Below are 24,375 nucleotides of genomic sequence, written 5' to 3'. Positions count from 1 at the left end.
GTGTTTCTACGATGACTTCATCGTAACCGCTAAAAACGCACTTGACAAGTTACACAGTCGATAAGTAACCTTCATCGCAGACGTTTAACGGTTACACGAACGAACGCCCTCACTCGCGGAGAAACAACCATGTCCACCATTGCTCATCGCCATATCGACGTCGACGGTTTCAACGTGTTCTATCGCGAAGCCGGTCCGGCAGACGCGCCGAAGCTGCTCTTGCTGCATGGCTTTCCCAGTTCCAGCCACATGTTTCGCGACCTGATTCCGCTCCTGGCCGACCGCTTTCATATCGTCGCGCCCGATCTTCCCGGTTTCGGCCTCTCCGACATGCCGAGCCGCGACAGCTTCGCATACACGTTCGATAACATCGCCGGCGTGATCGACCGCTTCACGGAACGGGTCGGCTTCGATCGCTATGCGGTCTACGTCTTCGATTACGGTGCGCCGACCGGTTTCCGCCTCGCGCTGAAGCATCCGGAACGCATCGCGGCGATCGTTTCGCAGAACGGCAATGCCTATGAGGAAGGACTGAGCGACGGCTGGAGTCCGATCCGCGCGTATTGGCAGACGCCGACGCAGACGAATCGCGATGCGTTGCGCGCGATGCTCACGAAGGACACGACGAAGTGGCAATACACGCACGGCGTGCCCGATGCGTCGGCGGTTTCGCCCGATGGTTACTCGCTCGACGACTACTACCTGAACCGTCCCGGCGCGCACGAAGTGCAGCTCGATCTGTTCGCCGACTATCGCAACAACGTCGCGCTTTATCCGGCGTTTCAGGCGTATTTCCGCGAGCATCGGCCGAAGTTTCTCGCCGTGTGGGGCAAGAACGATCCGTTCTTCCTGCCGCCGGGCGCGGAAGCGTTCAAGCGCGACATCCCGAACGCGGACGTGCGCTTCTTCGATACGGGCCACTTCGCGCTCGAAACGCACGCGGCGCAGATCGCGGCGGCGATCAAGGAATTCCTCGCCGACTAATCACGGGTAAGCAAGGCCGGGCGCGCACCCGGCCTTCGCTTTTACTGCGACATCGCGCCCGAAGCCGGATGGTCCATGCCCATCGCGTTGTTCTTCTTCATCTTGTCGCTCTTCTTCATCGAGTCGTGCGACATCGCGTCCTTGCTCATCGAGTCGTGAGACATGCTGTTTTTGCTCATGGCATCGTGAGACATGGCGTCGTTGGACATCGCGCCGCTCGCCTGCGCGAACGCGGACGAAGCGCCGAGCGCCATCATGGTTGCAAACACTGCGGTCATCAGTCGCTTCATGGTGCATCTCCTTCGTGGGTTGAAAAGCAAAAAATGCGGTGCGGCGATCAGGAACCGCCGAACCAGTTGTAGCCCTGGTCGACCCAGTAGCCGCCCGGATACGTATTGGTGACGAACATCTCGACGATGTGCTTCGGGTTCTTGTAGCCGAGCTTGGTCGGCATGCGCAGCTTCATCGGATAACCGTATTTCGCGGGCAGACGCTCGCCGTCGTATTCGAACGTGAGCAAGGTCTGCGGATGCAGCGCGGTCGGCATGTCGATGCTTTCGTAGTAGTCGTCCGCGCAGCGAAAGCCGACGTATTTCGCGGTCGTGTCCGCGCCCACGCGACGCAGAAACTCGGAGAACGGCGTGCCGCCCCATCGCCCTATCGCGCTCCAGCCTTCGACGCAGATGTGCCGCGTGATCTGCTCCGCGTGAGGCAGCGCATACAGCTCGGGCAAGGTCCACACACGCTTGCCCGTGACGAGGCCGCTCACCTTCAGCCGATAGTCGCCGCCATCGACATGCGGCACGTCGTCGATGCCGTAATACGCGTTGAACGGAAACGGTCGCGTGAGCTGCGCTTCGGTATAAGTGGGCGCGAGACGCTTCGGGTCGAAGAGCAGCGCCTGCGCGCGATCGTTCAGGCGCGAGACGGCGGTCAGGAACGTGTTGACCGAGTCTTCATCGGTGATGGAGCAGCCGGTCAACAGCGACAGGCCGCCGAGCGTCAGCATGCGCTTGCCGAAGAGACGCCGCGAAGGCATGTCGAGTTCGCGGCGCGCGTCCGCGAGTATCGAGGCGCGGTCGAGCTTCATGATCTTTCTGTCGTTCGTGTTCATCGCGAGTCTCCCGATCAGCGGCCGCGCAGCATGGTGAGCAGCGAACGCGGCACGAGCGCGACCATCGCGACATGCACGACCACGAACGCAGCCATCAACGCCATCGCGCAGAAATGCACGACGCGCGCGCGGTCATAGCCGCCCATCATTTCGCGCAGCAAGGGAAACTGCACCGACTTCCAGATCGCGAGACCGGACAGGACGAGCACGATCAGATCGATCACGACGAAGAGATAAGCGAGCTTCTGCACCGCGTTGTATTGACGAAGGTCCGCGTGCGAAAGCTTGCCGGTGAGCGCCGCGATCAGATCGTGCAGGACGGCGCGCGGCGAGAGCGGAAAGAACTTTGCAAGAAAGCGGCCGCTCGCGAGATTGAGCGCGAGATACACGATGCCGTTGAAGACCAGCAGCCACATCGCGGCGAAATGCCATTGCAATGCCCCGCCGAGCCATCCGCCGAGCGTGATCGACGTTGGAATGACGATGCCTGGAAACACCGGCGAAGCGTCGTAGATGCGCCAGCCCGAAAGCATCAAGATCAGCGCGGCGAACGCGTTGAGCCAATGCGTGATGCGCAGCCAGAGCGGATGAATGGGCGGAATGCGTTGCGCGGTTTCGCGCGTCTGCGTGAGTGTCGTTTGCATGTCGGTCCCCGTGATGAAGCGTCGGATACGGGTGAATTCGTCGCGAGTCCGCGTTCGGTTACAGACGGGTTTTTCTTTTTCTGTTTCCCGTCGTGTAACCAATCGGCACGCAAAGACGAACTAGCTCACAAGACATGCAAGGAGTTCGTCATGCGGATACGCACGGCTTTCAACACGCTTGCGCAATGAAAAAGATGGACCGCGACGGCGCGTTTTCGACCCTCGTGAGCGCTATTGCGGCGCATCACGGCTTCGTCTATTCTGAAGCGCCCGATCTGACACACGACGCGTCCGCGCCCCGTACGCGCACGTCAGGCGCCGTGTATGAATCGCCGTCCGGCCGTCTCGCCAATACGGGAACCATCTTGCAAGAAGCGGAAAACCGCCTGAGAGTGCTTTTCATCGCCGGACTCGATGGCGACCCGAACGCATACCGCGATTTTCTGCAGGCGCTTACGCGGCACTTGCGCGGCTATCTGCGCAGACGCATTCCGCAGCATCGCGACGATGTCGAAGATCTCGTCCAGGACATTCTGCTCGCCGTGCATAATGCGCGTCACACCTATCGCACCGACGAACCGCTGACCGCGTGGCTGCACGCAATCGCGCGCTACAAGCTGATGGACTATTTCCGCTCGCGCGCACGCCGCGAATCCCTGAACGATCCCATCGACGACTATGCCGACTTGCTCGCCGTCTCCGACGACGAACCCGCGCAAGCGCGGCGCGACATAGGCAAATTGCTGGAGGACTTACCGGACAAGCAGCGCCTGCCGATCGTGCATATGAAACTCGAAGGCTTGTCGGTGATGGAAACCGCGCGCATCACGGGGCTGTCGGAATCGGCGGTCAAGGTCGGCGTGCATCGTGGGCTCAAGGCGCTCGCCGCACGGCTTCGGGGGTTGCGATGAAAACCGACGACCTCATCGGGCTGCTCGCGAATCAGGTGACGCGCATCGATCGCGGCGCGGTGGCGCGGCGCTTCGCCAGGGCGCTGCTGCTGGGCGCGCTCGGCTCGGTGATCCTGATGGCCATCGTCTACGGCGTGCGGCCGGATCTCGCGAGCATCGCGCGCACGCCGGTGTTCTGGGCCAAGATGGCGTATCCGTTCGTGGTGGCGATCGGCGCGTTCATCGCCGTGACGCGGCTCGGGCGTCCGGGCGTTCGTGCGGGTTATGCGTGGGCGCTCGTCGGCGTGCCGTTCGTCGCGGTGTGGCTCGCGGGCTGGCTGGTGCTCGAGGGCGCCGCGCCGGCCGAACGTCTGCCCATCGTGCTCGGCCAGTCGTGGCGTACGTGTCCGTTCAACATTCTGCTGCTGTCGGTCCCGACTTTTCCCGCCGTGTTCTGGGCGATGAAGAGTCTCGCGCCCACACGCCTTCGCCTCGTGGGCGCGGTCGCCGGTCTGCTCGCGAGCGCGATCGCCACCGTCGCCTATTGCCTGCATTGCCCGGAGATGAGCCCGGCGTTCTGGAGCGTGTGGTACGCAATCGGCATGATGCTGCCCGCGGGCATCGGCGCTTGGCTCGGGCCCAGGCTGCTGCGCTGGTGATCGGCGTCGTGAGGCGCGAGCGTACCGAAGCCGATCCTGCCAGGCCCGATCAATGCTGATGTAAGGAAGCGCGACGTCGCCGCGTCCGATCAGATGTCAGCCGGAGCAACGCCATGGGCCCCACTTCCCTTACTTTCGACATCGATCCCACCCCGCGCCGGGCAGACGGCGAGTTCATGGCCCACGCGCGAATCACCATGCCCGCGGAAAACGGAAGCGAGGGCCAGATCTTCATGAGCGGCGATCTTGCCGGATTCGACACGCGCGAAGACGCGATCGCGTACGCAAGGATCTGGGCCCGCGACTGGATCGACGCTTTCGTGCGGCTCAATACGCGATGACGCGTCCGCACGATCCCATCCCTGATATCGACCACCGAGACGAAAGCATGAACCAGCCGGAAAACAACGCAGCCAATGCAGAGGACGAGCGCGAAAAAGACCGCGCGGCTCGCGAAGCGCTGGACCGCGGCGACAAGGAAAAAATCGACAAAAAGCTCGATGAACTGGACGTATCGACAACCGAGTCCGGAAAAGACCAGTCGTCGAAACCGGACACGGAAGGATCGAATTCATCGAGCAAGAACCTCGACGAGCAAGGCGACTAGCCGGGCTCCGCGTCCCGCCCGAATCGATCGATCAGGCGGGACGAGTCGCGGTCAATGCTTGTCCGGCAGCGCATACGCGATCACGTAATCGCCGAGCTTCGTCAGAAACGAGCCGTGACCGCCCGCCGCGATCAGCACGTACTGCTTGCCGTTCGCTTCGTAGGTCATCGGGGTGGCTTGGCCGCCGGCGGGCAAACGCGCTTCCCAGAGCTTTTCACCGGTGTCGGTGCTGAAGGCGCGCAGGTAATCGTCCTGCGTCGCGCCGATGAAGAAGACGTGCCCGGCGGTCGTCATCGGTCCGCCCAGCATCGGCATACCCATGCGGAACGGAACCGGAATCGGCGATGCATCGCGCGTCGTGCCGATGCGTTTCTTCCAGATCACCTTGTTCGTGTCGAGATCGAGCGCGGCGACATAACCCCACGCGGGTTGCTTGCAAGGCAGACGCAGCGGAGACAGGAAAGGATTCAGCTCCACGCCATACGGCACGCCGTATTGCGGCTGAATGCCGACTTCGGTGCCGGTGCCCGCCTGGCCCGCTTGCGGCGGATCGATCGGATTGCCGGGGCCGCGCGGCACGAGCTTCGAGACGAACGGTAGCGCGATCGGATTGGCGATTGCGATGCGTCGGTCCGTATCGACGGCGAGCCCGCCCCATTCGAACATGCCGAGATTGCCGGGGAACACGAGCGTGCCCTGCTCGGACGGCGGCGTGAACGGCCCTTCGTACTTCAGCCGATGAAAGATCACGCGGCACATGAGCTGGTCGTACATCGTCGCGCCCCACATGTCCGCGTCGGTCAGGTTCTTTGCGGGCCGGAAAGTGAGCTGCGAGAACGGTTGCGTCGGCGAGAGGCGATCGCCCTTCGCCGCGCCTTGCGGGACCGGCTGCTCGGGCGCGGGCACGATCGGCTTGCCGGTGCGACGGTCGAGCACGAAGATGTTGCCGGTCTTAGCCGGTGCGTAGATCGCCGGAACGATGTTGCCGCTCTGATCCCTGATATCCGCGATGGTCGGCTGCGCGGGCAGGTCCATGTCCCAGAGATCGTGATGCACGGTCTGATAGAACCACGCCAGCTTGCCCGTCGATGCGTTGAGCGCGAGCAGCCCGCTCGCATAGCGCTCCTGATCGGGCGTGCGGTTGCCGCCCCAGATATCGGGGGTCGTCACGCCCATCGGCAGATAGACGAGATCGAGCTTCGCATCGTAGGCAGCGGGCGCCCACGAGTTCGGCGAGTTCTGCGTGTAGCTATGCTGATCGTCGGGGATCGCGTTCGGGTCGTGCGCGCCGGGATCGAAGGCCCACAGCAGCTTGCCGGTGTTCACGTCGAAACCACGGATCACGCCCGACGGCTCGCGCGTGCCGTAGTTGTCCGTGACCGCGCCCGCGACGACGATCACTTTCGACGTGACGATCGGCGGCGACGTCGGCTCGTACTGGCCGGGCGTCTTGACCGGCTGCAGATGCTGAAGATCGAGCACGCCGTTCGTCGCGAACTCGGGGCACGGCTTCCCGCTCGCGGCGTCGAGTTCGAAGAGACGCCCATCGTTGACGGGCAACACGATGCGGCGCGCGCACATCGGCAGATTCGTCGTGTTGCCGGCGGCGCGCGCCTGCTCGGCGGCGGGCGTCTCGTAGTACGACACGCCGCGGCAAGTCACGTGCTGGAAACTCGGATCGGGCTTGAGCTTCGGATCGAAGCGCCATTTCTCCTTGCCCGTGGCGCCATCGAGCGCGATCGCATTCTGATGCGGCGTGCAGAAGAAGAGCGTGCCGTCGATGGCGAGCGGCGTCACTTCATCGGTGATTTCGACCGGATCGTTCGGGCCTTTCATGTCGCCCGTGCGAAAGCGCCAGGCTTCCTTCAGTTCGTGCGCGTTGCCCGCGTTGATCTGCGCGAGTTGCGAATAGCGCGTGCCGGTCTGCGTATTGCCGTAAGCGCGCCAGTCGCCATCTTGCTGCGCGGGCGCAGTGGCGGCAGCCGACGGCGCCGCGCGCACCGTGCCGTCCAGCTCCTGCGGATCGTTGAACACCGCATATGCGAGCGCGATGCCCGACAGCACGATGGTCGCACCGAGCGCGAGTGCGCCGGACTGCCGGGGCCACGTAAAGATGCGCAGCACGAATGGCAGCACCATCCATATGCCGACGATGACAAGCACATCGAGACGCGGCGCGAGCGCCCAGAAGTCGAAGCCCGACTCGACGATCGCCCATATCAGCGTGCCGAGCAACAGCGCCGCGTAGAGCCACAGCGCGAGGCCGTTGGCGCGCCAGACGAGCCACGCGATCACGAGCATCGCCACGCCGGCGACCACGTAGTATGGCGAGCCGCCCACCGCGATCAGCCATCCGCCGCCGACGGCCATGTAAAGCCCCGACAGAACGAGAAAGACGATCGTGATCCACTTCGGCACGGACGAAGGCGAACGATGCCGCGCGGGCGGCGGCGAGGAGGATGTGTTCATTCGATGGAAAAAGGATGCGTTGCCGGCAACGCAGCAGTCGTCGTGCCTGTCGTTTGCTTTACTTGGGGACGTGGGCCACGACCGCGCCGGTCGCGTCGACGATTGCGGTCTCGCCCGATGCGCTCACCGATGCCGGCGGCTCGATCGATTCCGCGAGCACGAGTTTCGGCGCGCCCGCGTCCGGCTGCGATGACGTGGCGCCTATTGCATCGATGACATCGGCGGCTGTCGCGGCGATGATCGACAGCAGATCGCTTGCGTACGACAGGAACGCGACCGGCAATGCAGGCTGCGCTTCGCTGGCCTGCGGCGCGCCCCACTGAACGCGCACATCGGCGAGCGCGGATTGCATCGTCTTTTCGTTCAGTTCTCCGAGTTGCCGGAAACCGACCGCAAAACTGGAAGCGGCGCGCAAGCCCGTCTCGAGATTCGTGCGCGCGACGGAGAAGAAAGGCTGCATCAGAACAGGAAACATTTGTACGCTCCATTAGCGATGAAAGTCGGCGAATCAGGGAGCAACGGGTATGCCATACACGCGGGACTTTCGTTTCGTCAGGACGGCACGCCGATTGCGCCACGCACATGCGCGTCTCTCGACGCGCACCGCGACTTCATCGCATTCAAACGATTTCCAGTGGAGGCAAGCATGGCTGACAACGACCGCGCGCTCGAACCCGTCAACGCTATCAAGACCGAAAGAGCCGACAGCGCCTATGAATTCCCGACGAGCGACAACATGACATCCTCGAATGGAGACCACAGCAGCTTTCGCGAAGCATCGAAGTCATGGGATGCAGGCAACGATGCAACGTCGACGAGCAATCTGCGCTCCGATGCGAAGGCCCGGTTCGCCGACATGCAAGACGCGATGACCCGAAAGTACCGCGCCGCCGCCGATACGACCGACGACTTCGTGCACGAGAATCCGTGGAAGGCGATCACGATGGCCGCGCTGGTCGGCGTGGTCGTGGGCATGCTCGCCGCGCGCTGAGCATCGCTCGTTCGTTGACAAGGAGGAAAGCATCATGGACGTCCCGGCTAGCGAAGAACAGATTCGGGCACTCGCTTATCGGCTTTGGGAAGAAGCGGGCGGCCCTGAAGGCCGCTCGGACGAGTTCTGGATCATCGCGCAGCAGCAACTGGCGACCGAGCCTGGCATGGGCGGCAACGAATTGCCGGGAGGCGAGCCCGCCGGCGCATCGCCGTCCTCTCGCTGATCTCGAAGATGACTCGACGACGCGCTTACTCGAACCTCGGTTTGCGCGTCGCCCGAAGATAGCGGCGGCCGGCGTCGAGCAGCAGCAAGGCGGCGACGCCCATCGCCACGCCGCGCGTGCCGGGCGGATCGATGCGCGCATCGGTGTAAAGGCTTCGCTCGCGCACCTTGCCGTTGCGGCCCGACCGTTCGCGCAGACTGCCCGCCCCTTCATACAACGCGTCGCCTTCGCCATGAGGCTGCCGCGTGAGTTGCGCCTTCACGCCGACGAGACTGACCAGCCTGTCATACAGTCGCGGTGCGCGCTGGCCGAACGACGCCATCGCGCGCGACGCCCCACCGACATGGACATCGCGCTCGGGCACCTCGGCGCAATGCAATATCGCTTTAGCGACCACCTCGGGCGCATAGACCGGTTGCGGCAGCTTCGGCTCGTGCGTGAGATAGTTTCGCGCGTGCTCGACGAAGAGCGTGTCGATTCCCGCAGGCTTGATGAGCGTGACGGACACCGGCGCACGATCGTTTTCCAGCTCGATGCGCAACGCATCGGTATAGCCCTTCACCGCATGTTTCGACGCGACGTATGCCCCTTGCAGCGGAATGGCGACATCCGACAGTTCACTGCCGAGATTGATCAAAGCGCCGCCATGCTCGCGCAGATGCTTCAACGCACTGAGCGAGCCGTTCACGATGCCCCAGAAATTCGTATCGAAGAGCTTGCGCTGGTCTTCGAGCGGGACGTCGGTACATCGGCCATAGAGCGATACGCCCGCATTGTTGATCCATGTATCGAAGCGCCCGAATCGCGCGATGGCCGCATCGGCTGCGGCCTGCAACTGCGCCGCGTCGCCCACGTCCGCAACGGCGTAAGCCGCTCGCTGGGTGTCACCGTGCGATAACTCGTCCGACAGCGCCTTGAGCGCCGCTTCGTCGCGCGCCACGAGCATGAGGCGCGCGCCGCGCTTCGCCGCCATTCTCGCGGTGACGAGACCGATACCGCTCGTCGCCCCCGTGATGACGATCACTTGTTCGCTGAGTGGTTTGAGCTGTACTCGCATGATGATCTCGCCGGTTATGGTTGGACCAAACCGGGAGAGCATGCGACATGCCGCGTTACGCCCACGAGCGCGCGGGCCGTATGAAAGCGTCGGCCGGAATGCCCGCCGATCGTCCGGCCATGCGCTCGAATTCGATCGGGTCGTGGCTGCAAAACACGTCGAGCTTGCCGCGCGAATCGACGCTGGCGCACAGCTCACGCAGCCTCGCCTGATTCCTTAGCCGCGCCGCGCGGTCCTTTTCCATCATCCATTGATAGAACGCCAGTCCCGGTGTACAGCGCGGATGTTCGAGATCCATCTCCGTATGAAAGAAATACGCGTCGGCCGCCAGCAGCAGCCAACCGTTTTCCTTGCGTACCGCGATGCCCGCATGACCGAAGGTGTGTCCTCTGAGCGGCACGAGTGCGATACCGTCCAACGAATCCGAGAGCGGCCGCACGCATTCGAAGCCATGCCAGCGGTCGCCGGCGGTGGCGTCGTGAAGTTGCCAGTTCGGCTGCGTCGACCATTGTTGAGGTCTGAAGCGCTGCCGATCGAGCCACGTCTGCTGACGCACCGCATAGTCGCGCTCGATGCGCAGCATATGCACCTTCGCGTGCGGGAAATCATCGAGGCCGCCCGCATGATCGAAGTCGAGATGACTGAGCACGATATGACGCACGTCGCTGGCCGAAAAGCCCAGCCGTTCGATCTGGCGTAGCGCGGTCATCTCCTCGCGAAAGTCCGGCTTGAGCATCAGCAGGAAGAACGCCGACAGGCGGCTGCGCGGATCGGCGACATCGCGCAATCCGAAGCCTGTATCGATCAGAACGAGCCCTTCGACCGTTTCGACGAGCAGGCAATGGCACGTCAGTTCGCCCCGGCGCAGAAGGCCGGGCGTGCGGCCATCGAAGAGCTTGCCGCCGAGCGGACAACTCGATATGCAGTTGAGGTGATGAACACGCACGCCATGCCTCAAGCAGAGCGGTCTTCGCGCGGCACTTCGACCGGCAGCGCGCGCTTGTGGCGCGTCGCCGTATAGAAGCGGCGAATGGTCAGCCGCACTTCTTCGCTGACTTCCTTGCCCTCCAGAAAGTTGTCGATGTCTTCATAGCTCACGCCATAGCTATCCTCGTCGGGGCGTTGCGGCGTAAGCGATTCGAGATCGGCTGTCGGCACTTTCATCACGAGGCGATCCGCCGCGCCCATCGAACGCGCAAGCGCACGCACGCGGCGCTTGTTCAGACCCGACAAGGGCAGCACGTCCGCGCCGCCGTCGCCGAACTTCGTGAAGAATCCCATCAGCGATTCGGCCGCGTGATCGGTGCCGATGACGACGCCCACCCGCGCGCCCGCAACGGCGTATTGCGCGATCATGCGCTCGCGCGCCTTGATGTTGCCGAGCACGAAGTCTTCCTGGAAGTCGTCCGTGTACTGCGCGCCACCCTCTTTGAGCGCCGCGAGCATGGCGTCGGATGGGCCCTTGACGTTGACGGTCAGCGTTTCGTCCGGACGTATGAAATCGAGCGCGAGCCGGGCGTCTTCCTCATCGCGCTGCGTGCCATAGGGCAGTCTCAGCGCGACGAAGTGCGCGTCATAACCGCTCGCGCGAAGACGTTCGACGCTCAGTTGCGCGAGGCGCCCCGCCGTCGACGAATCCACGCCGCCGCTGATCCCCAGCACGTAAGTGCGAAGTCCCTGCGATGAGAGATAGCCGCAAAGAAAGTCGATGCGCCGCTCGCGCTCGGCTTCGACGTCGAAATCGCTCGCGACACCCAGTTCGCGAATCACGGCTGCCTGCCAGCTGCGCCAATCGGTAGCGTGCTCGTTCATCGTTTCTCCCTGACTCGCTGTGCGTGCTGCTGATCGAAGTAGTGTTCGATGCGCGATAGCGCATAAAGCGCCGCTTCGCGCCGGACATCGTTGCGTTCGCCTTCGAATTTCTTCGTCTCGCTGAAGGTGACGATGGTGCCATCGCGCGCACGATACGACCACGCGAAGCACTGCGTACCCGATGGCGGCCCGTCGGGCACCGCATCGGCGACGCCCGTATTCGATACCGCGATCTGCGCGCAACATGCTTCCTGCCGCAGCGCGCCCTCCGACATCTCGCGCGCGACGGCTTCGCTCGTCAGCCCATGCTGCTGCATGGTGTCCTCGCGCACGCCGAGGAAGCCCGCCTTGCCAGTCGGCGAGTACGTGACGAAGCCCACGTCGAGACAGCTTCCGCTGCCGGGCACCGACGACACCAGCGAGGCGATGAATCCGCCGGTACACGATTCGGCTGTCGCGAGCATGAGTCCGCGCGAGGTGAGGAATGACACGGCCTGACGGGGAATGTCCATGATTCGGCCTTCCGAAAGGTTCTGGTCTGTTGCGATGCTGTTAGCAGTTCGTATGCCACTGCGGGAGCCCGGCATGTCGTGTGACAGCCGCAAAGAAAAACGACGCACGCCGAACCCTGTCGGCGTGCGTCGATGTCGCGCTTACGGCAAGGCGTCGATCAGGACCGGGCTTCCGTTCCTTTGAGATTTCCATGCTTGTGAGCATGCGTGGCGCCGTACTTCAGCTCGAAGTGCGCGCCTTTTCCGCTCCGGGTAGGCGGAAAGTGCTCGCCTTCCACGCAGGTCACTTCGAACGTGTCCTTGCCGTCATCGTGGACCACCGAGTAGATACCCGAGACCTTCACGATCTCGCCCGGCTTGTATGAATTGTCGCCTGCCATCTTCATCTCCAGAGTGAACGAATTTCAGCCCTTTTGCTGCACTTCCTCGGCGAGTTGCGTCTTCGCGAGCTGGGTCAGTTTCTCGTCCGTGGCCTTCTCTTCCTGCAAGGTATCGAGCAAAAGTTTCATCGCGTCCTCGTTGCCGAGTTGCTTCGCGAGCGTCGCCAGCGTGCCGTAGGTCGCGATCTCGTAGTGCTCGACCTTTTGCGCGGCAGCGATCAACGCGGCGTCGCGAATCGGGCCCTGCTCGAAGGTTTCGATTTCGTCCTGCGCTTCCTCGACGAGACCTTCCATCGCCGCACATTTGATGCGCTTCAACTTGACGCCGAAGAGTTCGACCACCTGATCGATGCGCTCGATCTGCCCGTTCGTTTCCTCCAGATGCGTCTCGAACGCCTGCTTCAGTTGCCCGTTGGTCGTCGCCCGTGCGAGCTTCGGCAGCGCTCTCGTCAGTTGCTTCTCGGCGCTGTACACGTCGGAAAGTGCATGAATGAAAAGGTCCTGCAACGTTTTCGATGCCATGATGCCTCCGGTTCGGGATCGGGTTGATGGGACGCGCCGGCTCGACCGGCGCCCGCTTCTCTCCGCGCAATTCGCGTGCCGTGCAATCTTGATCAGCTTGCCTAACGGTTCTGGATGCGCAGTCGCGGCTATTCGAGCGCCATCGTCTCGATGGCGTCGCCGATGCGGCCCGCGTCGTCGTAATGCACCATATGCCCGAGGCCCGGCATGATCGAAAGCGCGCTTTGTGCGATGTCCTTGTAAAGACGGCCCGACTGCGAGTCCGTATCGACGATTGCGTCGTCGCTGCCGGCAAAAACGCGAACCGGCACGTCGATCTCGCCGTATCGCCCGGACATCGATGCCGCGGCCGGAATCATGCAAGCGGCGTCCTCTGCCGTCGCGCGCATCTGCGACGGGCGCAAGACCAGTTCGCGCGGTACATGGCCGTGAAAGGCATCGGGTACGGCGCGCGGCGCGAACATGGCCTGCACCGTGCGGCCGTACATCATGCGAGCGACGATCGGCGACACGGTGTAGCGCAGCACATCGCCGACGATCGGCATGGCCGCGGGCGCGCTGATCGCAACGTCCGCGCGCGCAGTGGGATAGTAGTAACCCGAGATCAGCGTGAGCCCGCGAATGTCCAGACGTGGTTCGAGCGCCATCGCCGCTGCGACGAGACTGCCGAGCGAATGACCGACGACCACCGCTTGCGTCAGTCCCAGCCTTTTAAGCGCAAGCTGGATCGACGTGGCCTGAGCCTGCGGCGTCCAGATGCGCGCGCGCGGCCGCTCGCTGTGCCCGAAGCCGGGACGATCGAAGGCGATTACGCGGTGACGCCGGGCGAGCCGCTCGAACAATCCGCTCGCCACGAAGTCTTGCGACGCGACCAGATTGCCATGCAGCAGGACGACGACCGGGCCTTCTCCTTCGTCGAGATAGTGGAGGCGCACGCCATCGACATCGATGAATTGGCCCGTGGGCGGAAAGTCGCGTTCCGCGCGCCGCGCTCGCATGGCCGTCCATGCGGCAAGACCGATCGACGCGACAGCCGCGCCGCCGGCTATCGCGCGGCGCGAGAGCAGGGATCCGGTTCGTGTATCTGACATGCGTTACCCGTTCGGTCTGATGAATCCGGCGAACCCGCGCTGCCTCGTAGACGCGCCAGCGAGCCCGCAAGAAAAAGCAGCCCCGCGTGGTTCCGCGCGGGGCGTCGTCCATCGCTTCGGCTTCGGTGCTCCGAAACCGTCAGCCGGGCTTATTGCACGCCCTTCTTCGCGGCGAGATCCTGCGCCATCTTCAGGTGCTTCTGGATGGTCGGCAGCGCCTTCTGCGCCGCCTTCTTGAGGTCGGCGTTCTGGCCTTCCTGCGCTTCCTTCTGGAAAGCGGCGACGGCCTTCTGATGCCCTTCGACGCCGACCTTCTGAATGTACATGGTGTCGAATTCCTTGCCCTTGAGCGGCTTGAGCGCATCGATAACCGTCGTGTCCGAATTGTCCTTCGGCACTTCGACGCCATGCGGCGCCGCCATCTTCAGCTGCATCGTCAGCTTCGTATGGTCGATCATCATGTGATGCGCGAAGCTTTTCACGTCCTTGTCCTGCGACTGGCTGGTCGCCAGCTTGGCCGTGTCGATCTCGGTCGAGCTCGATTCGCTGGCGGCCTGTACGAAAGCCTTGTCCACCGCCGGCAGGTCGTTGGCCTGGGTGGTGCTCGCTGCCTGCGTCTGTGCCAGCACGGTGATAGGCGCCGCGCCGATGAAACCTGCCGCGACGAGTGTAACGAGAGCCGAATGTGCCTTCATGGAAGCCTCCTGAGTAAATGGTCGATTCGCGGCATATGTCAGCAATTGCGATGCCGTGCCCCGCGCTGGACAGGCACAACGGCTGCTGTCGAAGCCCATGATTCATCGATCAAGGGAGCGAATCATGGCAAGCAACTCATCCTCCGGCGGTTCCAACAGCGTGTTCATCGACATGCAGAAAGCCTTGAAGGGCGTCGACTATCCCGCCGACAAGCAGACGCTCGTCGAAACCGCGCGCAGCAACGGCGCAAGCGAAGACGTGATGTCCGCGCTCGATGCGTTGCCGGATCAGCAGTTTCAGACGCCCGCGGAAGTGTCGAAGGCAGTCGGTCAGGAAGAAGGCTGAGTCGGTAGACGGCGCGCGCAGCGCATTGCCGCTCAGGTAAGCAGCTTCTTCATCTCGACGATGAGATCGGACTTGCCTTCGAAGCCGATGCCCGGCAGGTCCGGCATCGTGATGTAGCCGTTCTCGACCTTGACGCCGTCGGGGAAGCCGCCGTATGGCTGGAACAGGTCCGGATACGACTCGTTGCCGCCGAGACCCAAGCCCGCCGCGATGTTCAGCGACATCTGATGGCCGCCGTGCGGGATGCATCGGCTCGGAGACCAGCCGTGCTCGCGCAGCATGTCGAGCGTGCGCAGATATTCGACGAGACCGTAACTCAGCGCGCAGTCGAACTGAAGCCAGTCGCGGTCGGCACGCATGCCGCCGTAACGGATGAGATTGCGAGCGTCCTGCATCGAGAACAGGTCTTCGCCCGTGGCCATCGGATTGGCATAGTAGTTGCGCAGCGTGGCTTGCAGTTCGAAGTCGAGCGGGTCGCCCGGCTCTTCGTACCAGAAGAGGTCGTATTGCGAGAGCGCCTTCGCATAGCGAATGGCCGTGTCGAGGTCGAAGCGGCCGTTTGCATCGACTGCGAGCTTTTGGCCGTCCTGCAGCACGCTCAGGATGGAGTCGATACGGCGCAGGTCTTCATCGAGCGATGCTCCGCCGATCTTCTTCTTCACGACCGTATAACCCCGATCGATGTAGCTGCGCATCTCGTCCTTGAGCTTTTCGTGATCTTGGCCCGGATAGTAGTAACCGCCCGCCGCGTACACGAAAATCCTGCGGTCCGGCTCACCGTCGCCATAGCGGTCGGCGAGCAGTTGAAATAGCGGCTTGCCCTCGATTTTCGCGACCGCGTCCCAGATCGCCATGTCGATCGTGCCGATGGCGACCGAGCGTTCGCCATGACCGCCCGGCTTCTCGTTCGTGAACATGGTCGCCCAGATCTTGTGCGGGTCGAGATTGTCACCTGCGTCGTTCACGAGCGAAGCGGGATCGGCTTCGAGGATGCGCGGAATGAAGCGCTCGCGCATCAGCGTGCCCTGGCCGTAGCGGCCGTTCGAGTTGAAGCCGTAGCCGACGACCGGCTCGCCATCGCGCATGACATCGGTGATGACGGCAACCACGCTCAACGTCATCTTGCTGAAGTCGATGTAGGCGTTACGAATGGGTGAACTGATCGGTACGGTCTTCTCGCGGATTTCGACGATTCTCACGGCAATGTCTCCAGGGTCTTGGCAGGTATTGCAACCCGGCGGCTGCAACGTGGAACGTAGCTTACCCGCGACGAACGCTGCTAAACTGCACTTCCGTTCACATCATTATTCCCATCCGGTGAATACCGAAACGCAGACCGCGACCGACTTCGAGTTCTTTATCCTGCTTGCGAAGCTCAGGAGTTTGTCGGGGGCGGCGCGTGCGCTCGATCTGTCTCCGCCCGCCGCGACCAAGCGGCTTGGCGTCATCGAGCAAAGGCTCGGCGTGCGCCTCGTCAACCGGACGACCCGCAGCGTCAGCCTCACGCCCGAAGGGGAAACGTATCTGCGCTACGCGACTCACATCGTCGGACAGGTGCGTGAGATGGAAGAGGCGTTATCGGTCGCGAGCCGCGATCCGCAAGGCCCGTTGCGCATCAATGCAACGCTCGGATTCGGCCGGACGACCATCGCCCCGATCGTTTCGGAATTCGCGAAGCGCTATCCGGGCGTCGAAGTCCAGTTCGAAGTAACGGACCGTCCAGTCGATCTGATCGAAGGCGCGTTCGATCTGGCGATACGCTTCGGCGATCTTCCGGACAGCCGGCTCAGTGCGCGGCGAATCATGAGCAACCGGCGGTTCTTATGCGCGTCGCCGAAATATCTCGAGAAATACGGCACGCCGGAGCGCGTCGAAGAACTGGCTCGGCATCGCTGCATCATTCATCGACAGAACGACGATGCCTACGGCGTGTGGCGCTATATCGTCAATGACCACATCGAGGCGATCAAGGTCAAGGGCGCGCTGTCGAGCAATGACGGCGATATCGTGCTTCGCTGGGCGCTCGACGGACACGGCATTCTGATCCGCTCGGAATGGGATCTCGCGAAGTACGTGCAAAGCGGAAGGCTCAATCTCGTGATGCCGAACACCGTGCTGCCCTCGGCCGATCTCTTCGTCTACTATCCGCGGCAGAAGAATCAGACTGCTCGCGCGCGCGCGTTCATCGATTTCCTGGTCGGCCGGTTTCAGGCGCCGTTCACGCCGGTCGATACAGGCAGCGAACTTCGCGAGCGCAAGAAGCGAAGTCCGCGCCGTTGAGCGACCGCCGATGTCTCATGCCGGCATCTGGCAGATGACGCCGTACCAGCCCAGACCGCGATAGGTCTCGTAACCGGGCGTCGCTGCAAACGATACGACTGCACCGCCGGCATCGCGGTAGAAGCCCGATTCCTTGCCGCCCGTCTGCAAGCGAAAGCGCTCGTTGAGGATGCCCTTGCCGTCCGACGCGGCGATCACCCGAAACGACGAATCCAGGATCAGACAGCGCGAGCGCGCCCACTCTTCGTTGCTCAGGCGAACGCCTTTGACGACGGTCTCGGCTTGAGGCGCCCAGTCGAAGAAGATGATGAGCGCTCCGAGCACGCGACCATCCGGCGCGCCGCCCTCGCGAATCGCCGTCGAATACGTCGCGACCTGTGCGTTGTCGAGCGGCGCGACTGTCTCGACATCCGAGGCCACGTACTGCGCGCCCGACGCCGTCTTCATTGCGGCCTTGTACCACTCCGCGCCCGCCACGTTCTGCCCGCGCACCGCGTAAGTCGAGTGACGTCCGTTCGCCACGACCACGCCGTTCGCATCGACGACCCAGAGATCCCGATAAACCGTGTAGCTATCCAGGATGACCTTGAGGCGGCTGCAGGCATGATCGCGCGCCGCCGCGCGCTCATCGGCGAGACATCCGACCAATGCCGAGTCCGTCGCCCACCAGCGCACGTCGCAGGAGCGCTCGTACAGGTTGCGGTCGATGATGTCGATCATGTTCAACGCAAGGTCCGTGTACCGCTGACCGTCGAGCGATCGCATCCGCTCGATCATGCTGTCGCCGAGTTCCGTGAGCGTCGCAAGCGATCCGGCAAGCTCTTTGTTGAGGCCGGCCGTGATGTCGGAGATGCGTGTCGATACATGCTTCACCTGCTTGGCGACGACAGCGAAGCCCTTGCCCGCATCGCCGGCGCGGGCAGCTTCGATCAGCGCGTTCAGTGCCAGGAAGGTGGTCTCGCGGTTGATATCGTTGATGTCGCTGATCTTGCCCGAGGCGAGGCGTTTGACTTCATGTGTCAGATCGACGATAGCTTGCGGATTGGACATGTGGCTTCTTCGTAGGGTCGGTTTCGTATCCCGATCAATGCAAGGTTCGCGCCTGTTTGTCTGACGATTGAGTTTTACGAAGCAAACGTTTGGGAAGTGACGCGTGCTTTCACCGAGCACCAGTGAAGCGAAAACATGCCCTGTTTTGAGTCGCGTCAGTCGCGCTAGTCGTGTTATCGGCGAACGGGCTTCAATCGTAAAAACAAACTGAAAGGCGGCGAAACGCGCGGTAGCGCACATTTCGTTCAGAAGTGTTGACCGCAACGGTTCAGAACCGGATGCGCTGCTTCGTCCTTAACGACGAACACTTTTCTTCCACACACGAAGACGCAGCCACGCGTTCAGACAACACATGGGCTCGACCGCCGAACACGACCTGATCCGGGACTTGTCCCGCAATGTCCTGATGCAGCTCGCGCCGAACGAGCTGCCGCTTTTCGCGGCGGCGAGCGCGGCGTGGTTTGCCGATCCGGACGCCGCGATGAAGGCATCGAAAAATCGCGATGCCGCGCTCGGCTTTGGCGCCGAATCGTTCTCGATCCTCTTCACGCCGCTCGTGCTTCAAGTCGTGTCGGAAATCATGCCGATCCTCGGCGGCATCGCGCTCAAGGCGGCGGAAACGGCCATCGGCGAAGAAGTGTCCGCGCGCGTGCGGAAGATGTTCCGGGGCGAAGAACCCGAAGCCGTCGCGATCCTGAGCCCCGAACAGTTGGGCGAAGTCCATCGCCATGTGATCGCGGCCGGCTCGCGCCTGCGTCTCGATCGCGCACGAGCCGCGCACCTTGCCGATGCCGTCGTCGCGCAACTGGCCCTGCCGAAGAAGTGAGCGAATCGTGCTGCAATCCGTCACGACGAACACGCGCAGGCCGCGGCTCAATCCGTTGCCGTTTCCGTCCGACATCGCGCTGAGGTTCGATCTGCTGATCGTGCTTATCGTGTGCGTCAGCATCCAGTTCTATGGGCATTTCTGGGAAAGCCTGCACGTCGAGGCGACGGAAAAGCTCGTCGCGTGCGCGTCGGATATGTTCGCGGGCGTTTTCGATCCGCGATTACTGACTCGGGACGTGCTGTCCGCTTCGGAAATGCGTGTGCAGTTCGCACCGCAATTCGCGCATTGCATGGCGCTTCTGCGGCCGCAAATGGCGTGGAAAGGCGCGGGAATCGTCGCGACGCTCGCGCTCGCCGGCGTCTTCTACTGGCGCTTTCCCGCGTGGAAGCTGAAGTCGCAGCGGCTCGTGCCGATCGCAAAGGACGATCCGCCCGGTCTTTTCGATGCCCTCATCGCCCTTTGCGGCGAGGCGCAGTTGAATCCGCCGCCCGCGTTCGTCTGGAATCCGCTCGCGACCGGCCTGCCGGTCACGTTCGGGCGTCGCCGCGACTATTACGTCGCGCTCTCCGGCGCGTTCGTCGCCAATTATTTCTACGCGGATCGCGCCGCCTTCCGCGCGATCGTCCTGCATGAACTGGCGCACATCCGTAACCGCGACATCGACAAGACGTTCATGACGATTGCCGCGTGTTTGGCGTTCGTCATCGTGAGCGTCGTGCCCTTGCTCGGCGTCACTCTGTTTGCCGGGCACGCGCTGCGCGACACCGCCTGGCTGCTCGCAAAGACCGGGCTGTGGAGCGCGCTCGTGCTGCTGTCGGGCGCGTCGGTGCTGCGCGTGAGGGAGTTTTACGCGGACGTGCAAGCGTCGCAATGGGACGGCTCGCCCGTTCACGTCGATCGTGTGCTCGCGCGGATGCGCGACGACAGCAAGAAGCGCGCGCGCACGTTCCTGAGCCTGCATCCGCGCGGCGATGCGCGTCGCGCCGTGCTCGCCGACACCACGCCGCTCTTTCGCCTCGGCAAGTGGGATGCGCTCGGCATCGGCTTCGGCGCGGGCGTCGTCATCGAAACGATGAACGGTCTCGTGCTCGGCCTCGTGCCCGGCGAAGCGCAAGCGGCGGTCTTGCGCGTGACGATCATCGCGTCGGCGGTGGTGCCGCTCGCCGTGATGATCTTCGCGATCGGCGCGCTCACGACGGGCGTCTGGCGCGGCGCCTATGCAGCGGTGCTGAACGGCCGCGATCCGGTGAAGGGCACGGCGGCGGCGGGCGCCGTGTTCGCGCTCGGCTACTTCGTCAATCAGATGCTCCTCGGCGCGGGGCTGCTTTGGGGCGGCCCGGCCCAGCCGCGCATGACCGCCGACACGCTGACGACGGTGCTCGAAGTCCACGCGGTCGCGCTCGTGCTCGCGGCCATCGGATGCTGGATGATCTGCGACTGGATCGCGCGCTCGGCCGCCGCGTGGACTGGCGTCGCCGTGAGAAGCCGCTCGCCGCTTTTCGCGCTCAGGCTGACGAGCGCGGTTTCCATCGCGGGCGTCGCGGGGATGTTCGCGTGGGGCACGTTCGCGTCGATGTCGATCGTGACGCTCGGGCCGCATCAGACGTTCTATACGTCGCTCGTGATGGCCGCGCCGCCGGTGGTCATCGCGGCGTTCGGGTCGTGGCTTTTTCCGTGGGCATCGCGATGGTTCGGCCGCGCGCGCCGCGAGCTCGCGCCGTCGTCGTGGGTCTTTCTCGACGACGCATTCCGCTTGCGTCTTCCCGAGTTCAGACCGGGCCGCGCGCTGTCGACGGGCATCATCGCCGGGCTCGTCTTCTGTCTCTGGATCGAACTGTTGCGGTTTCGCCGCTTCCTTCCGCACGATGCCGAAAGCACGATCTACGCGACGTTCTCCGCGCTGCTGCACGTCGCGCAACGCGCGGGCGAAAGCGGCTTCGCGATCGTCATGCCGATCGCGCTGACGGCGGCGCTCGCGGCGCTGATCGCGGCGTCGCGTCGGGGCGCCTTCAACGCGCTCTACGGCTTGTGCGCCGGATCGATCGCGGGCGCGGTGATGAGCGTGGGCGGCCTCGTGACCATCGACCTCAACGCGCAATCGACGTTCGAGTCGAGCATGACGTCGGTGCTGCTGTACCTCGGCGTGGCGTCGCTGGCCGCCCTTCCCGCTTCGATGATCGGCGCGCTCGCCGGCAAATTGGGCAGGTCTTCGGACGGACATGACCGCTTGTCGATGGTTCGCAAAGCGGTCGTCGCCATGCTCGGGATCGTGGTCATCGCCGGATGGATCAAGTCGCTGAGCGACGTCATCTGAAGTCGGCCTGCGAAGTGACCAGGCGCGATTCGGAGCGCGCGTCCGGGCAGATCAACTTCACCAGCCGTTCTACGATCTCGTGCATCGTCGAACCTGGATTGAATATGTCGGCGACGCCTTTCTTTCGCAGCAAGAAGGCGTCTTCGTCGGGCACGATTCCGCCGACGACGAGCGGCGTGTGCACGCCGCGCTCCGCAAGCTCGCGCAGCAATCGAGGCACGAGCGTGCCGTGCGCACCGGCAAGCGACGAGACGCCGATGACATCGTACGGCCGTTGCGCAGCGAGCTTCGCGGCCTGCGCCGGCGATGCAAACAATCCGGTAGCCGTAACATCGAAGCCTGCATCTTCCAGCGCGCACGCCACGACATTCGCGCCGCGATCGTGTCCGTCCAGTCCCAGTTTCGCGATCAACATGCGTGGCTTTCGGCCGAGCGTTTCGCCGAGTTGCGCAACGCGAGCGCACGCCGCGTGCCATGCGTCGTCATGGCGACATTCTCCGTACACGCGTGTCGTATTCGCCGATGCCGGATCATGACGCGGCCACACGGCTTCGAGCGCGCGCGTGCATTCACCCACGGTCGCGCGGGCGCGCATGCAATCGATCGTCAGCGCGAGCAGATTGCCGGCATCGTTGCGTGCGGCGCGCGTCAATGCGGCGAGCGCGGCACGCACGCGAGATTCGTCACGCCGACGCAGCACGTCGGCGATTCTGTGCGACTGCTGCACGCGCACGCGTTCGCCATCGATCGCGAGACAGGCGGGCGCATCGTCGTCGGCATCGTCGGCAATAAACGCGTTCGCGCCGACGATCGTCTGCGTTCCCGAATCGATGCGCGCCTGCGTCGCCGCCGCACGCTCCTGAATCCGCCGATGAACCCACCCGGTGCGAATTGCTTCGAGCGCACCGCCGCGCGCCTCGATTTCGTCGACGATCTCGCGCGCTTGAGCCGCGACGCTCGCCGTCAGCGATTCCATCATGTACGAACCCGCCCACGGATCGACGACCTCGCACAGCCCCATCTCGTGCTGAAGAATCAATTGCGTGTCGCGTGCGAGCTGCGCAGCGGATGCCGATGGCAACGCAAGCGCTTCGTCATGTGCATTCGTGTGCAGCGATTGCGTGCCGCCGAACACTGCCGCCATCGCTTCGACGGTCGTGCGAACGATATTGTTTTGCGTGCGCGTCGCGCCGAGCGACCAGCCCGACGTCTGGCAATGCATCCGCAGCGCGCGACTCTTCGCCGACGTCGCGCCCTCTTCTTCGGCCATGCCCGACCAGATGAGTCGCGCCGCGCGCAGCTTCGCGATCTCCGCAAAGAAGTCCGCGCCGACGCCGAAGAAAAAGCTGAGTTGCTCGCAGACGGCATCCGCGTTCAGGCCGCGCGCGCGCAGCGCACGCACATACGCGCGGGCGTTGGCGAACGTCAACCCCAGCTCCAGCGATGCATCCGCGCCCGCTTCCTGAAAGTGATAACCCGAAACGGACAGCGCCTTGAAGCGCGGCATCCGCTCGCTCAAAAACTGCACGACATCCGCGACGATTCGCATCGACGGTTCCGCCGCGAACACGCAGGTGTTGCGCACCATGAACTCCTTGAGGATGTCGTTCTGCACGGTGCCGGAGAGCGACGCCATCGCGATGCCGCGTTCCTCCGCCGCGACGATGTACGCCGCGAGCACCGGCAACACGGCGCCGTTCATCGTCATCGACACGGAGACGCGTTCGAGCGCGATGCCTTCGAAAAGACGCGCCATGTCGTCGACGGTATCGATGGCCACGCCCGCAAGACCGACATCGGCGCGCGCTTCATCGTCGGTCGAGTCGTAGCCGAGTTGCGTCGGCAGATCGAACGCGACGGACAAGCCCTGCGCGCCGCGATCGAGCGCCCGGCGAAACGCGAGGTTCGAATCGGCGGCATCGGCGTAACCGGCGTACTGGCGCAGGGTCCACGGTCTCGTCGTGTACATCGACGGATACGGTCCGCGCACGAACGGCGCGGCGCCGGGCATCGAGTCGAGATGCGCGAGACCTTCCAGATCGGCCGCCGTGTAAAGCGGCTTGCGCGGTACGCGGTTCATGCGCGTCTCCGTGTCTTGTGTGTCAGCACGTCGGCGATCTTCACGCCATCGCGCGTGCGCTCGATCTCGCACCAGTGCGCGATGCGCGCATCGTCGATCGACGCGCGCCGAAACGTGGCCCGCAGCCCTTCGCCGACGTTGATGTTGCCGTGATAATGCAGCTCGCGCGACACGAGCGCGGGCAAGTCCGCGAGACGCCACGTTTGCCATTCCGCACGATCGACGAACGCCTGAAAGCTCGCGAAGTACAGAAAGTCGGCGCCGTTGAAGTCGCTGTACGGGCATGGCAAAAACTCGACCGGCGCGCATTCTGCCTCGTGCAAAGCGAATCCGTCGATGCTCGCTCCTGCTTCACGCAGGCGCAGCTTGCGCGCCCTATCCTGCATGTCGGCGATGAGCGGATTCATCGGCGCGATCTCGCCTTTGAGGTTCGCAAAGCTCGCCCGCGCGACCGAGCGATTGTTGCGCGCTTCGGTGCGTCGCACGAAGGTGGACATCATCGACAACGCGGCGATCGTGCCGCCTTTGCCGCTTACGCGATGCTCGCTGAAGTGCCGCACCGGACCCACACGCGAAAGCTCGGTGCGTATGCAGAGCGCGTCGTTCTCGCGCACATCGTGCATGCCTTCGGCGCGCAGCCGGATCGACGTGAACGCGGCATACGCGCGACCGCCTTCGTCGGAGATGAAGTCGCTCGCCGTTTCGCGTGCGAGCGCGTCCCAATGCCGGTCGCCGCACTCTTTCAGCAGCCAGTTCTCCGAGAGCCCCGCGCAATTGAGCTGCGGCATGCCGGCGCGATACGTATCGTCGTGACGAGGCATGA

Annotated in this window: 28 protein-coding genes; 11 read left to right on the top strand and 17 right to left on the bottom strand. The window is 63.6% G+C overall.

Annotated features, from left to right (window positions below):
* Window positions 1-129 precede the first annotated feature (129 nt).
* Window positions 130-984, top strand: coding sequence for an alpha/beta fold hydrolase (locus NCR93_RS30660; protein WP_034471088.1), 855 nt, complete (start codon window positions 130-132; stop codon window positions 982-984).
* Window positions 985-1,025: 41 nt separating this feature from the next.
* Here NCR93_RS30660 and NCR93_RS30655 read toward each other — a convergent pair whose 3' ends face one another.
* The 3 genes from NCR93_RS30655 to NCR93_RS30645 are packed head-to-tail and all read right to left on the bottom strand — an operon-like array spanning window position 1,026 to window position 2,742.
* Window positions 1,026-1,274 (bottom strand): pentapeptide MXKDX repeat protein, encoded by a 249-nt coding sequence (locus NCR93_RS30655; RefSeq protein WP_008345665.1) that lies wholly within the window; start codon window positions 1,272-1,274, stop codon window positions 1,026-1,028.
* A 47-nt stretch (window positions 1,275-1,321) separates the two neighbouring features.
* A complete protein-coding gene (locus tag NCR93_RS30650; RefSeq protein WP_175982154.1) occupies window positions 1,322-2,098 on the bottom strand; it encodes a molybdopterin-dependent oxidoreductase in 777 nt (258 codons plus the stop codon).
* Between the two features lie 14 nt (window positions 2,099-2,112).
* A complete protein-coding gene (locus NCR93_RS30645; RefSeq protein ID WP_175982155.1) occupies window positions 2,113-2,742 on the bottom strand; it encodes a cytochrome b/b6 domain-containing protein in 630 nt (209 codons plus the stop codon).
* 365 nt (window positions 2,743-3,107) lie between these two features.
* Between NCR93_RS30645 and NCR93_RS30640 the strand changes: the two genes are divergently transcribed.
* The 4 genes from NCR93_RS30640 to NCR93_RS30625 all read left to right on the top strand — a co-directional run bounded on the left by NCR93_RS30640 (window position 3,108) and on the right by NCR93_RS30625 (window position 4,898).
* Window positions 3,108-3,653, top strand: coding sequence for a sigma-70 family RNA polymerase sigma factor (locus NCR93_RS30640; protein ID WP_033535687.1), 546 nt, complete (start codon window positions 3,108-3,110; stop codon window positions 3,651-3,653).
* Entirely contained in the window at window positions 3,650-4,291 is a 642-nt protein-coding gene (locus tag NCR93_RS30635; protein WP_175982156.1) for a DUF1109 domain-containing protein, read from the top strand. Before NCR93_RS30640 ends, NCR93_RS30635 begins: the two co-directional genes overlap by 4 nt.
* Before the next feature lie 113 nt (window positions 4,292-4,404).
* The gene (locus tag NCR93_RS30630) at window positions 4,405-4,632 is read left to right on the top strand and encodes a hypothetical protein (protein WP_008345673.1); all 228 of its coding nucleotides are present in this window, start codon (window positions 4,405-4,407) and stop codon (window positions 4,630-4,632) included.
* Window positions 4,629-4,898: a hypothetical protein gene (locus NCR93_RS30625; protein ID WP_235366133.1), complete on the top strand. Its 270-nt coding sequence runs from the start codon at window positions 4,629-4,631 to the stop codon at window positions 4,896-4,898. Before NCR93_RS30630 ends, NCR93_RS30625 begins: the two co-directional genes overlap by 4 nt.
* 51 nt (window positions 4,899-4,949) lie before the next feature.
* Here the strand turns inward: NCR93_RS30625 and NCR93_RS30620 are convergent, their stop codons facing one another.
* On the bottom strand, window positions 4,950-7,367 hold the full coding sequence (locus NCR93_RS30620; RefSeq protein WP_008345677.1) for a glucose/quinate/shikimate family membrane-bound PQQ-dependent dehydrogenase: 2,418 nt from the start codon (window positions 7,365-7,367) through the stop codon (window positions 4,950-4,952).
* A 58-nt stretch (window positions 7,368-7,425) separates the two neighbouring features.
* Entirely contained in the window at window positions 7,426-7,842 is a 417-nt protein-coding gene (locus NCR93_RS30615; protein ID WP_175982157.1) for a hypothetical protein, read from the bottom strand.
* A gap of 171 nt (window positions 7,843-8,013) precedes the next feature.
* On the opposite strand from NCR93_RS30615, the gene NCR93_RS30610 reads away from it, so the two are divergent.
* Window positions 8,014-8,358: an ElaB/YgaM/YqjD family protein gene (locus NCR93_RS30610; RefSeq protein ID WP_061164684.1), complete on the top strand. Its 345-nt coding sequence runs from the start codon at window positions 8,014-8,016 to the stop codon at window positions 8,356-8,358.
* A 34-nt stretch (window positions 8,359-8,392) separates the two neighbouring features.
* Window positions 8,393-8,584 carry a DUF2934 domain-containing protein gene (locus NCR93_RS30605; RefSeq protein WP_008345682.1) on the top strand — a complete coding sequence of 64 codons (192 nt, stop codon included), beginning with the start codon at window positions 8,393-8,395 and terminating at the stop codon, window positions 8,582-8,584.
* 25 nt (window positions 8,585-8,609) lie between these two features.
* On the opposite strand, the gene NCR93_RS30600 is transcribed toward NCR93_RS30605, so the two are convergent.
* The 8 genes from NCR93_RS30600 to NCR93_RS30565 all read right to left on the bottom strand — a co-directional run bounded on the left by NCR93_RS30600 (window position 8,610) and on the right by NCR93_RS30565 (window position 14,653).
* Window positions 8,610-9,641, bottom strand: a complete 1,032-nt coding sequence (locus tag NCR93_RS30600) for an SDR family oxidoreductase (RefSeq protein WP_175982158.1) — start codon at window positions 9,639-9,641, stop codon at window positions 8,610-8,612.
* A gap of 55 nt (window positions 9,642-9,696) precedes the next feature.
* A complete protein-coding gene (locus NCR93_RS30595) occupies window positions 9,697-10,587 on the bottom strand; it encodes an MBL fold metallo-hydrolase (protein ID WP_175982159.1) in 891 nt (296 codons plus the stop codon).
* 8 nt (window positions 10,588-10,595) lie between these two features.
* Window positions 10,596-11,453, bottom strand: a complete 858-nt coding sequence (gene nadE, locus NCR93_RS30590; RefSeq protein WP_175982160.1) for an NAD(+) synthase — start codon at window positions 11,451-11,453, stop codon at window positions 10,596-10,598.
* Complete coding sequence (locus NCR93_RS30585; RefSeq protein ID WP_008345691.1) at window positions 11,450-11,965, bottom strand: CinA family protein; 516 nt, start codon at window positions 11,963-11,965, stop codon at window positions 11,450-11,452. Before NCR93_RS30585 ends, nadE begins: the two co-directional genes overlap by 4 nt.
* 158 nt (window positions 11,966-12,123) lie before the next feature.
* Window positions 12,124-12,345 carry a hypothetical protein gene (locus NCR93_RS30580; protein ID WP_008345692.1) on the bottom strand — a complete coding sequence of 74 codons (222 nt, stop codon included), beginning with the start codon at window positions 12,343-12,345 and terminating at the stop codon, window positions 12,124-12,126.
* A gap of 24 nt (window positions 12,346-12,369) precedes the next feature.
* Window positions 12,370-12,867, bottom strand: a complete 498-nt coding sequence (locus NCR93_RS30575; RefSeq protein ID WP_008345694.1) for a YciE/YciF ferroxidase family protein — start codon at window positions 12,865-12,867, stop codon at window positions 12,370-12,372.
* Window positions 12,868-12,995: 128 nt separating this feature from the next.
* On the bottom strand, window positions 12,996-13,958 hold the full coding sequence (locus tag NCR93_RS30570; RefSeq protein WP_175982161.1) for an alpha/beta fold hydrolase: 963 nt from the start codon (window positions 13,956-13,958) through the stop codon (window positions 12,996-12,998).
* Between the two features lie 149 nt (window positions 13,959-14,107).
* Complete coding sequence (locus NCR93_RS30565) at window positions 14,108-14,653, bottom strand: DUF4142 domain-containing protein (RefSeq protein ID WP_008345698.1); 546 nt, start codon at window positions 14,651-14,653, stop codon at window positions 14,108-14,110.
* Window positions 14,654-14,777: 124 nt separating this feature from the next.
* On the opposite strand from NCR93_RS30565, the gene NCR93_RS30560 reads away from it, so the two are divergent.
* Complete coding sequence (locus tag NCR93_RS30560) at window positions 14,778-14,999, top strand: DUF2795 domain-containing protein (protein WP_008345700.1); 222 nt, start codon at window positions 14,778-14,780, stop codon at window positions 14,997-14,999.
* A 32-nt stretch (window positions 15,000-15,031) separates the two neighbouring features.
* Here NCR93_RS30560 and NCR93_RS30555 read toward each other — a convergent pair whose 3' ends face one another.
* Entirely contained in the window at window positions 15,032-16,198 is a 1,167-nt protein-coding gene (locus NCR93_RS30555) for a mandelate racemase/muconate lactonizing enzyme family protein (RefSeq protein ID WP_175982162.1), read from the bottom strand.
* Between the two features lie 118 nt (window positions 16,199-16,316).
* Here NCR93_RS30555 and NCR93_RS30550 point away from each other — a divergent pair, with 118 nt between their 5' ends.
* Entirely contained in the window at window positions 16,317-17,279 is a 963-nt protein-coding gene (locus NCR93_RS30550) for a LysR family transcriptional regulator (protein ID WP_008345704.1), read from the top strand.
* 15 nt (window positions 17,280-17,294) lie between these two features.
* On the opposite strand, the gene NCR93_RS30545 is transcribed toward NCR93_RS30550, so the two are convergent.
* Window positions 17,295-18,329: a methyl-accepting chemotaxis protein gene (locus NCR93_RS30545; protein WP_008345706.1), complete on the bottom strand. Its 1,035-nt coding sequence runs from the start codon at window positions 18,327-18,329 to the stop codon at window positions 17,295-17,297.
* A 352-nt stretch (window positions 18,330-18,681) separates the two neighbouring features.
* On the opposite strand from NCR93_RS30545, the gene NCR93_RS30540 reads away from it, so the two are divergent.
* Entirely contained in the window at window positions 18,682-19,155 is a 474-nt protein-coding gene (locus NCR93_RS30540; protein WP_175982163.1) for a hypothetical protein, read from the top strand.
* Between the two features lie 7 nt (window positions 19,156-19,162).
* On the top strand, window positions 19,163-21,472 hold the full coding sequence (locus NCR93_RS30535; protein ID WP_175982164.1) for a M48 family metalloprotease: 2,310 nt from the start codon (window positions 19,163-19,165) through the stop codon (window positions 21,470-21,472).
* On the opposite strand, the gene scpA is transcribed toward NCR93_RS30535, so the two are convergent.
* Together scpA and NCR93_RS30525 are read right to left on the bottom strand one after the other, a co-directional pair.
* Entirely contained in the window at window positions 21,465-23,552 is a 2,088-nt protein-coding gene (gene scpA, locus NCR93_RS30530) for a methylmalonyl-CoA mutase (protein WP_175982165.1), read from the bottom strand. The two genes, NCR93_RS30535 and scpA, sit on opposite strands and share 8 nt — an antisense overlap.
* Window positions 23,549-24,373, bottom strand: a complete 825-nt coding sequence (locus tag NCR93_RS30525; RefSeq protein WP_008345713.1) for a Pnap_2097 family protein — start codon at window positions 24,371-24,373, stop codon at window positions 23,549-23,551. The genes scpA and NCR93_RS30525 overlap by 4 nt, the downstream gene beginning before the upstream one ends.
* Between the last annotated feature and the right edge of the window lie 2 nt (window positions 24,374-24,375).

The organism is Caballeronia sp. ATUFL_F1_KS39, from assembly GCF_023630985.1.
Lineage (GTDB): Bacteria > Pseudomonadota > Gammaproteobacteria > Burkholderiales > Burkholderiaceae > Caballeronia > Caballeronia zhejiangensis.
Note: the sequence above shows the minus strand (reverse complement) of the source record. Positions and strands in the feature narration are given on the sequence as shown.

What these genes read in the sequence shown, in the direction of transcription:
- NCR93_RS30660 (WP_034471088.1), top strand. Translation starts at nt 130, where the DNA reads ATGTCCACCATTGCTCATCGCCATATCGACGTCGACGGTTTCAACGTG.
- NCR93_RS30655 (WP_008345665.1), bottom strand. Translation starts at nt 1,274, where the DNA reads ATGAAGCGACTGATGACCGCAGTGTTTGCAACCATGATGGCGCTCGGC.
- NCR93_RS30650 (WP_175982154.1), bottom strand. Translation starts at nt 2,098, where the DNA reads ATGAACACGAACGACAGAAAGATCATGAAGCTCGACCGCGCCTCGATA.
- NCR93_RS30645 (WP_175982155.1), bottom strand. Translation starts at nt 2,742, where the DNA reads ATGCAAACGACACTCACGCAGACGCGCGAAACCGCGCAACGCATTCCG.
- NCR93_RS30635 (WP_175982156.1), top strand. Translation starts at nt 3,650, where the DNA reads ATGAAAACCGACGACCTCATCGGGCTGCTCGCGAATCAGGTGACGCGC.
- NCR93_RS30630 (WP_008345673.1), top strand. Translation starts at nt 4,405, where the DNA reads ATGGGCCCCACTTCCCTTACTTTCGACATCGATCCCACCCCGCGCCGG.
- NCR93_RS30625 (WP_235366133.1), top strand. Translation starts at nt 4,629, where the DNA reads ATGACGCGTCCGCACGATCCCATCCCTGATATCGACCACCGAGACGAA.
- NCR93_RS30620 (WP_008345677.1), bottom strand. Translation starts at nt 7,367, where the DNA reads ATGAACACATCCTCCTCGCCGCCGCCCGCGCGGCATCGTTCGCCTTCG.
- NCR93_RS30615 (WP_175982157.1), bottom strand. Translation starts at nt 7,842, where the DNA reads ATGTTTCCTGTTCTGATGCAGCCTTTCTTCTCCGTCGCGCGCACGAAT.
- NCR93_RS30610 (WP_061164684.1), top strand. Translation starts at nt 8,014, where the DNA reads ATGGCTGACAACGACCGCGCGCTCGAACCCGTCAACGCTATCAAGACC.
- NCR93_RS30605 (WP_008345682.1), top strand. Translation starts at nt 8,393, where the DNA reads ATGGACGTCCCGGCTAGCGAAGAACAGATTCGGGCACTCGCTTATCGG.
- NCR93_RS30600 (WP_175982158.1), bottom strand. Translation starts at nt 9,641, where the DNA reads ATGCGAGTACAGCTCAAACCACTCAGCGAACAAGTGATCGTCATCACG.
- nadE (WP_175982160.1), bottom strand. Translation starts at nt 11,453, where the DNA reads ATGAACGAGCACGCTACCGATTGGCGCAGCTGGCAGGCAGCCGTGATT.
- NCR93_RS30585 (WP_008345691.1), bottom strand. Translation starts at nt 11,965, where the DNA reads ATGGACATTCCCCGTCAGGCCGTGTCATTCCTCACCTCGCGCGGACTC.
- NCR93_RS30580 (WP_008345692.1), bottom strand. Translation starts at nt 12,345, where the DNA reads ATGGCAGGCGACAATTCATACAAGCCGGGCGAGATCGTGAAGGTCTCG.
- NCR93_RS30575 (WP_008345694.1), bottom strand. Translation starts at nt 12,867, where the DNA reads ATGGCATCGAAAACGTTGCAGGACCTTTTCATTCATGCACTTTCCGAC.
- NCR93_RS30570 (WP_175982161.1), bottom strand. Translation starts at nt 13,958, where the DNA reads ATGTCAGATACACGAACCGGATCCCTGCTCTCGCGCCGCGCGATAGCC.
- NCR93_RS30565 (WP_008345698.1), bottom strand. Translation starts at nt 14,653, where the DNA reads ATGAAGGCACATTCGGCTCTCGTTACACTCGTCGCGGCAGGTTTCATC.
- NCR93_RS30560 (WP_008345700.1), top strand. Translation starts at nt 14,778, where the DNA reads ATGGCAAGCAACTCATCCTCCGGCGGTTCCAACAGCGTGTTCATCGAC.
- NCR93_RS30545 (WP_008345706.1), bottom strand. Translation starts at nt 18,329, where the DNA reads ATGTCCAATCCGCAAGCTATCGTCGATCTGACACATGAAGTCAAACGC.
- NCR93_RS30540 (WP_175982163.1), top strand. Translation starts at nt 18,682, where the DNA reads ATGGGCTCGACCGCCGAACACGACCTGATCCGGGACTTGTCCCGCAAT.
- scpA (WP_175982165.1), bottom strand. Translation starts at nt 23,552, where the DNA reads ATGAACCGCGTACCGCGCAAGCCGCTTTACACGGCGGCCGATCTGGAA.
- NCR93_RS30525 (WP_008345713.1), bottom strand. Translation starts at nt 24,373, where the DNA reads ATGCCTCGTCACGACGATACGTATCGCGCCGGCATGCCGCAGCTCAAT.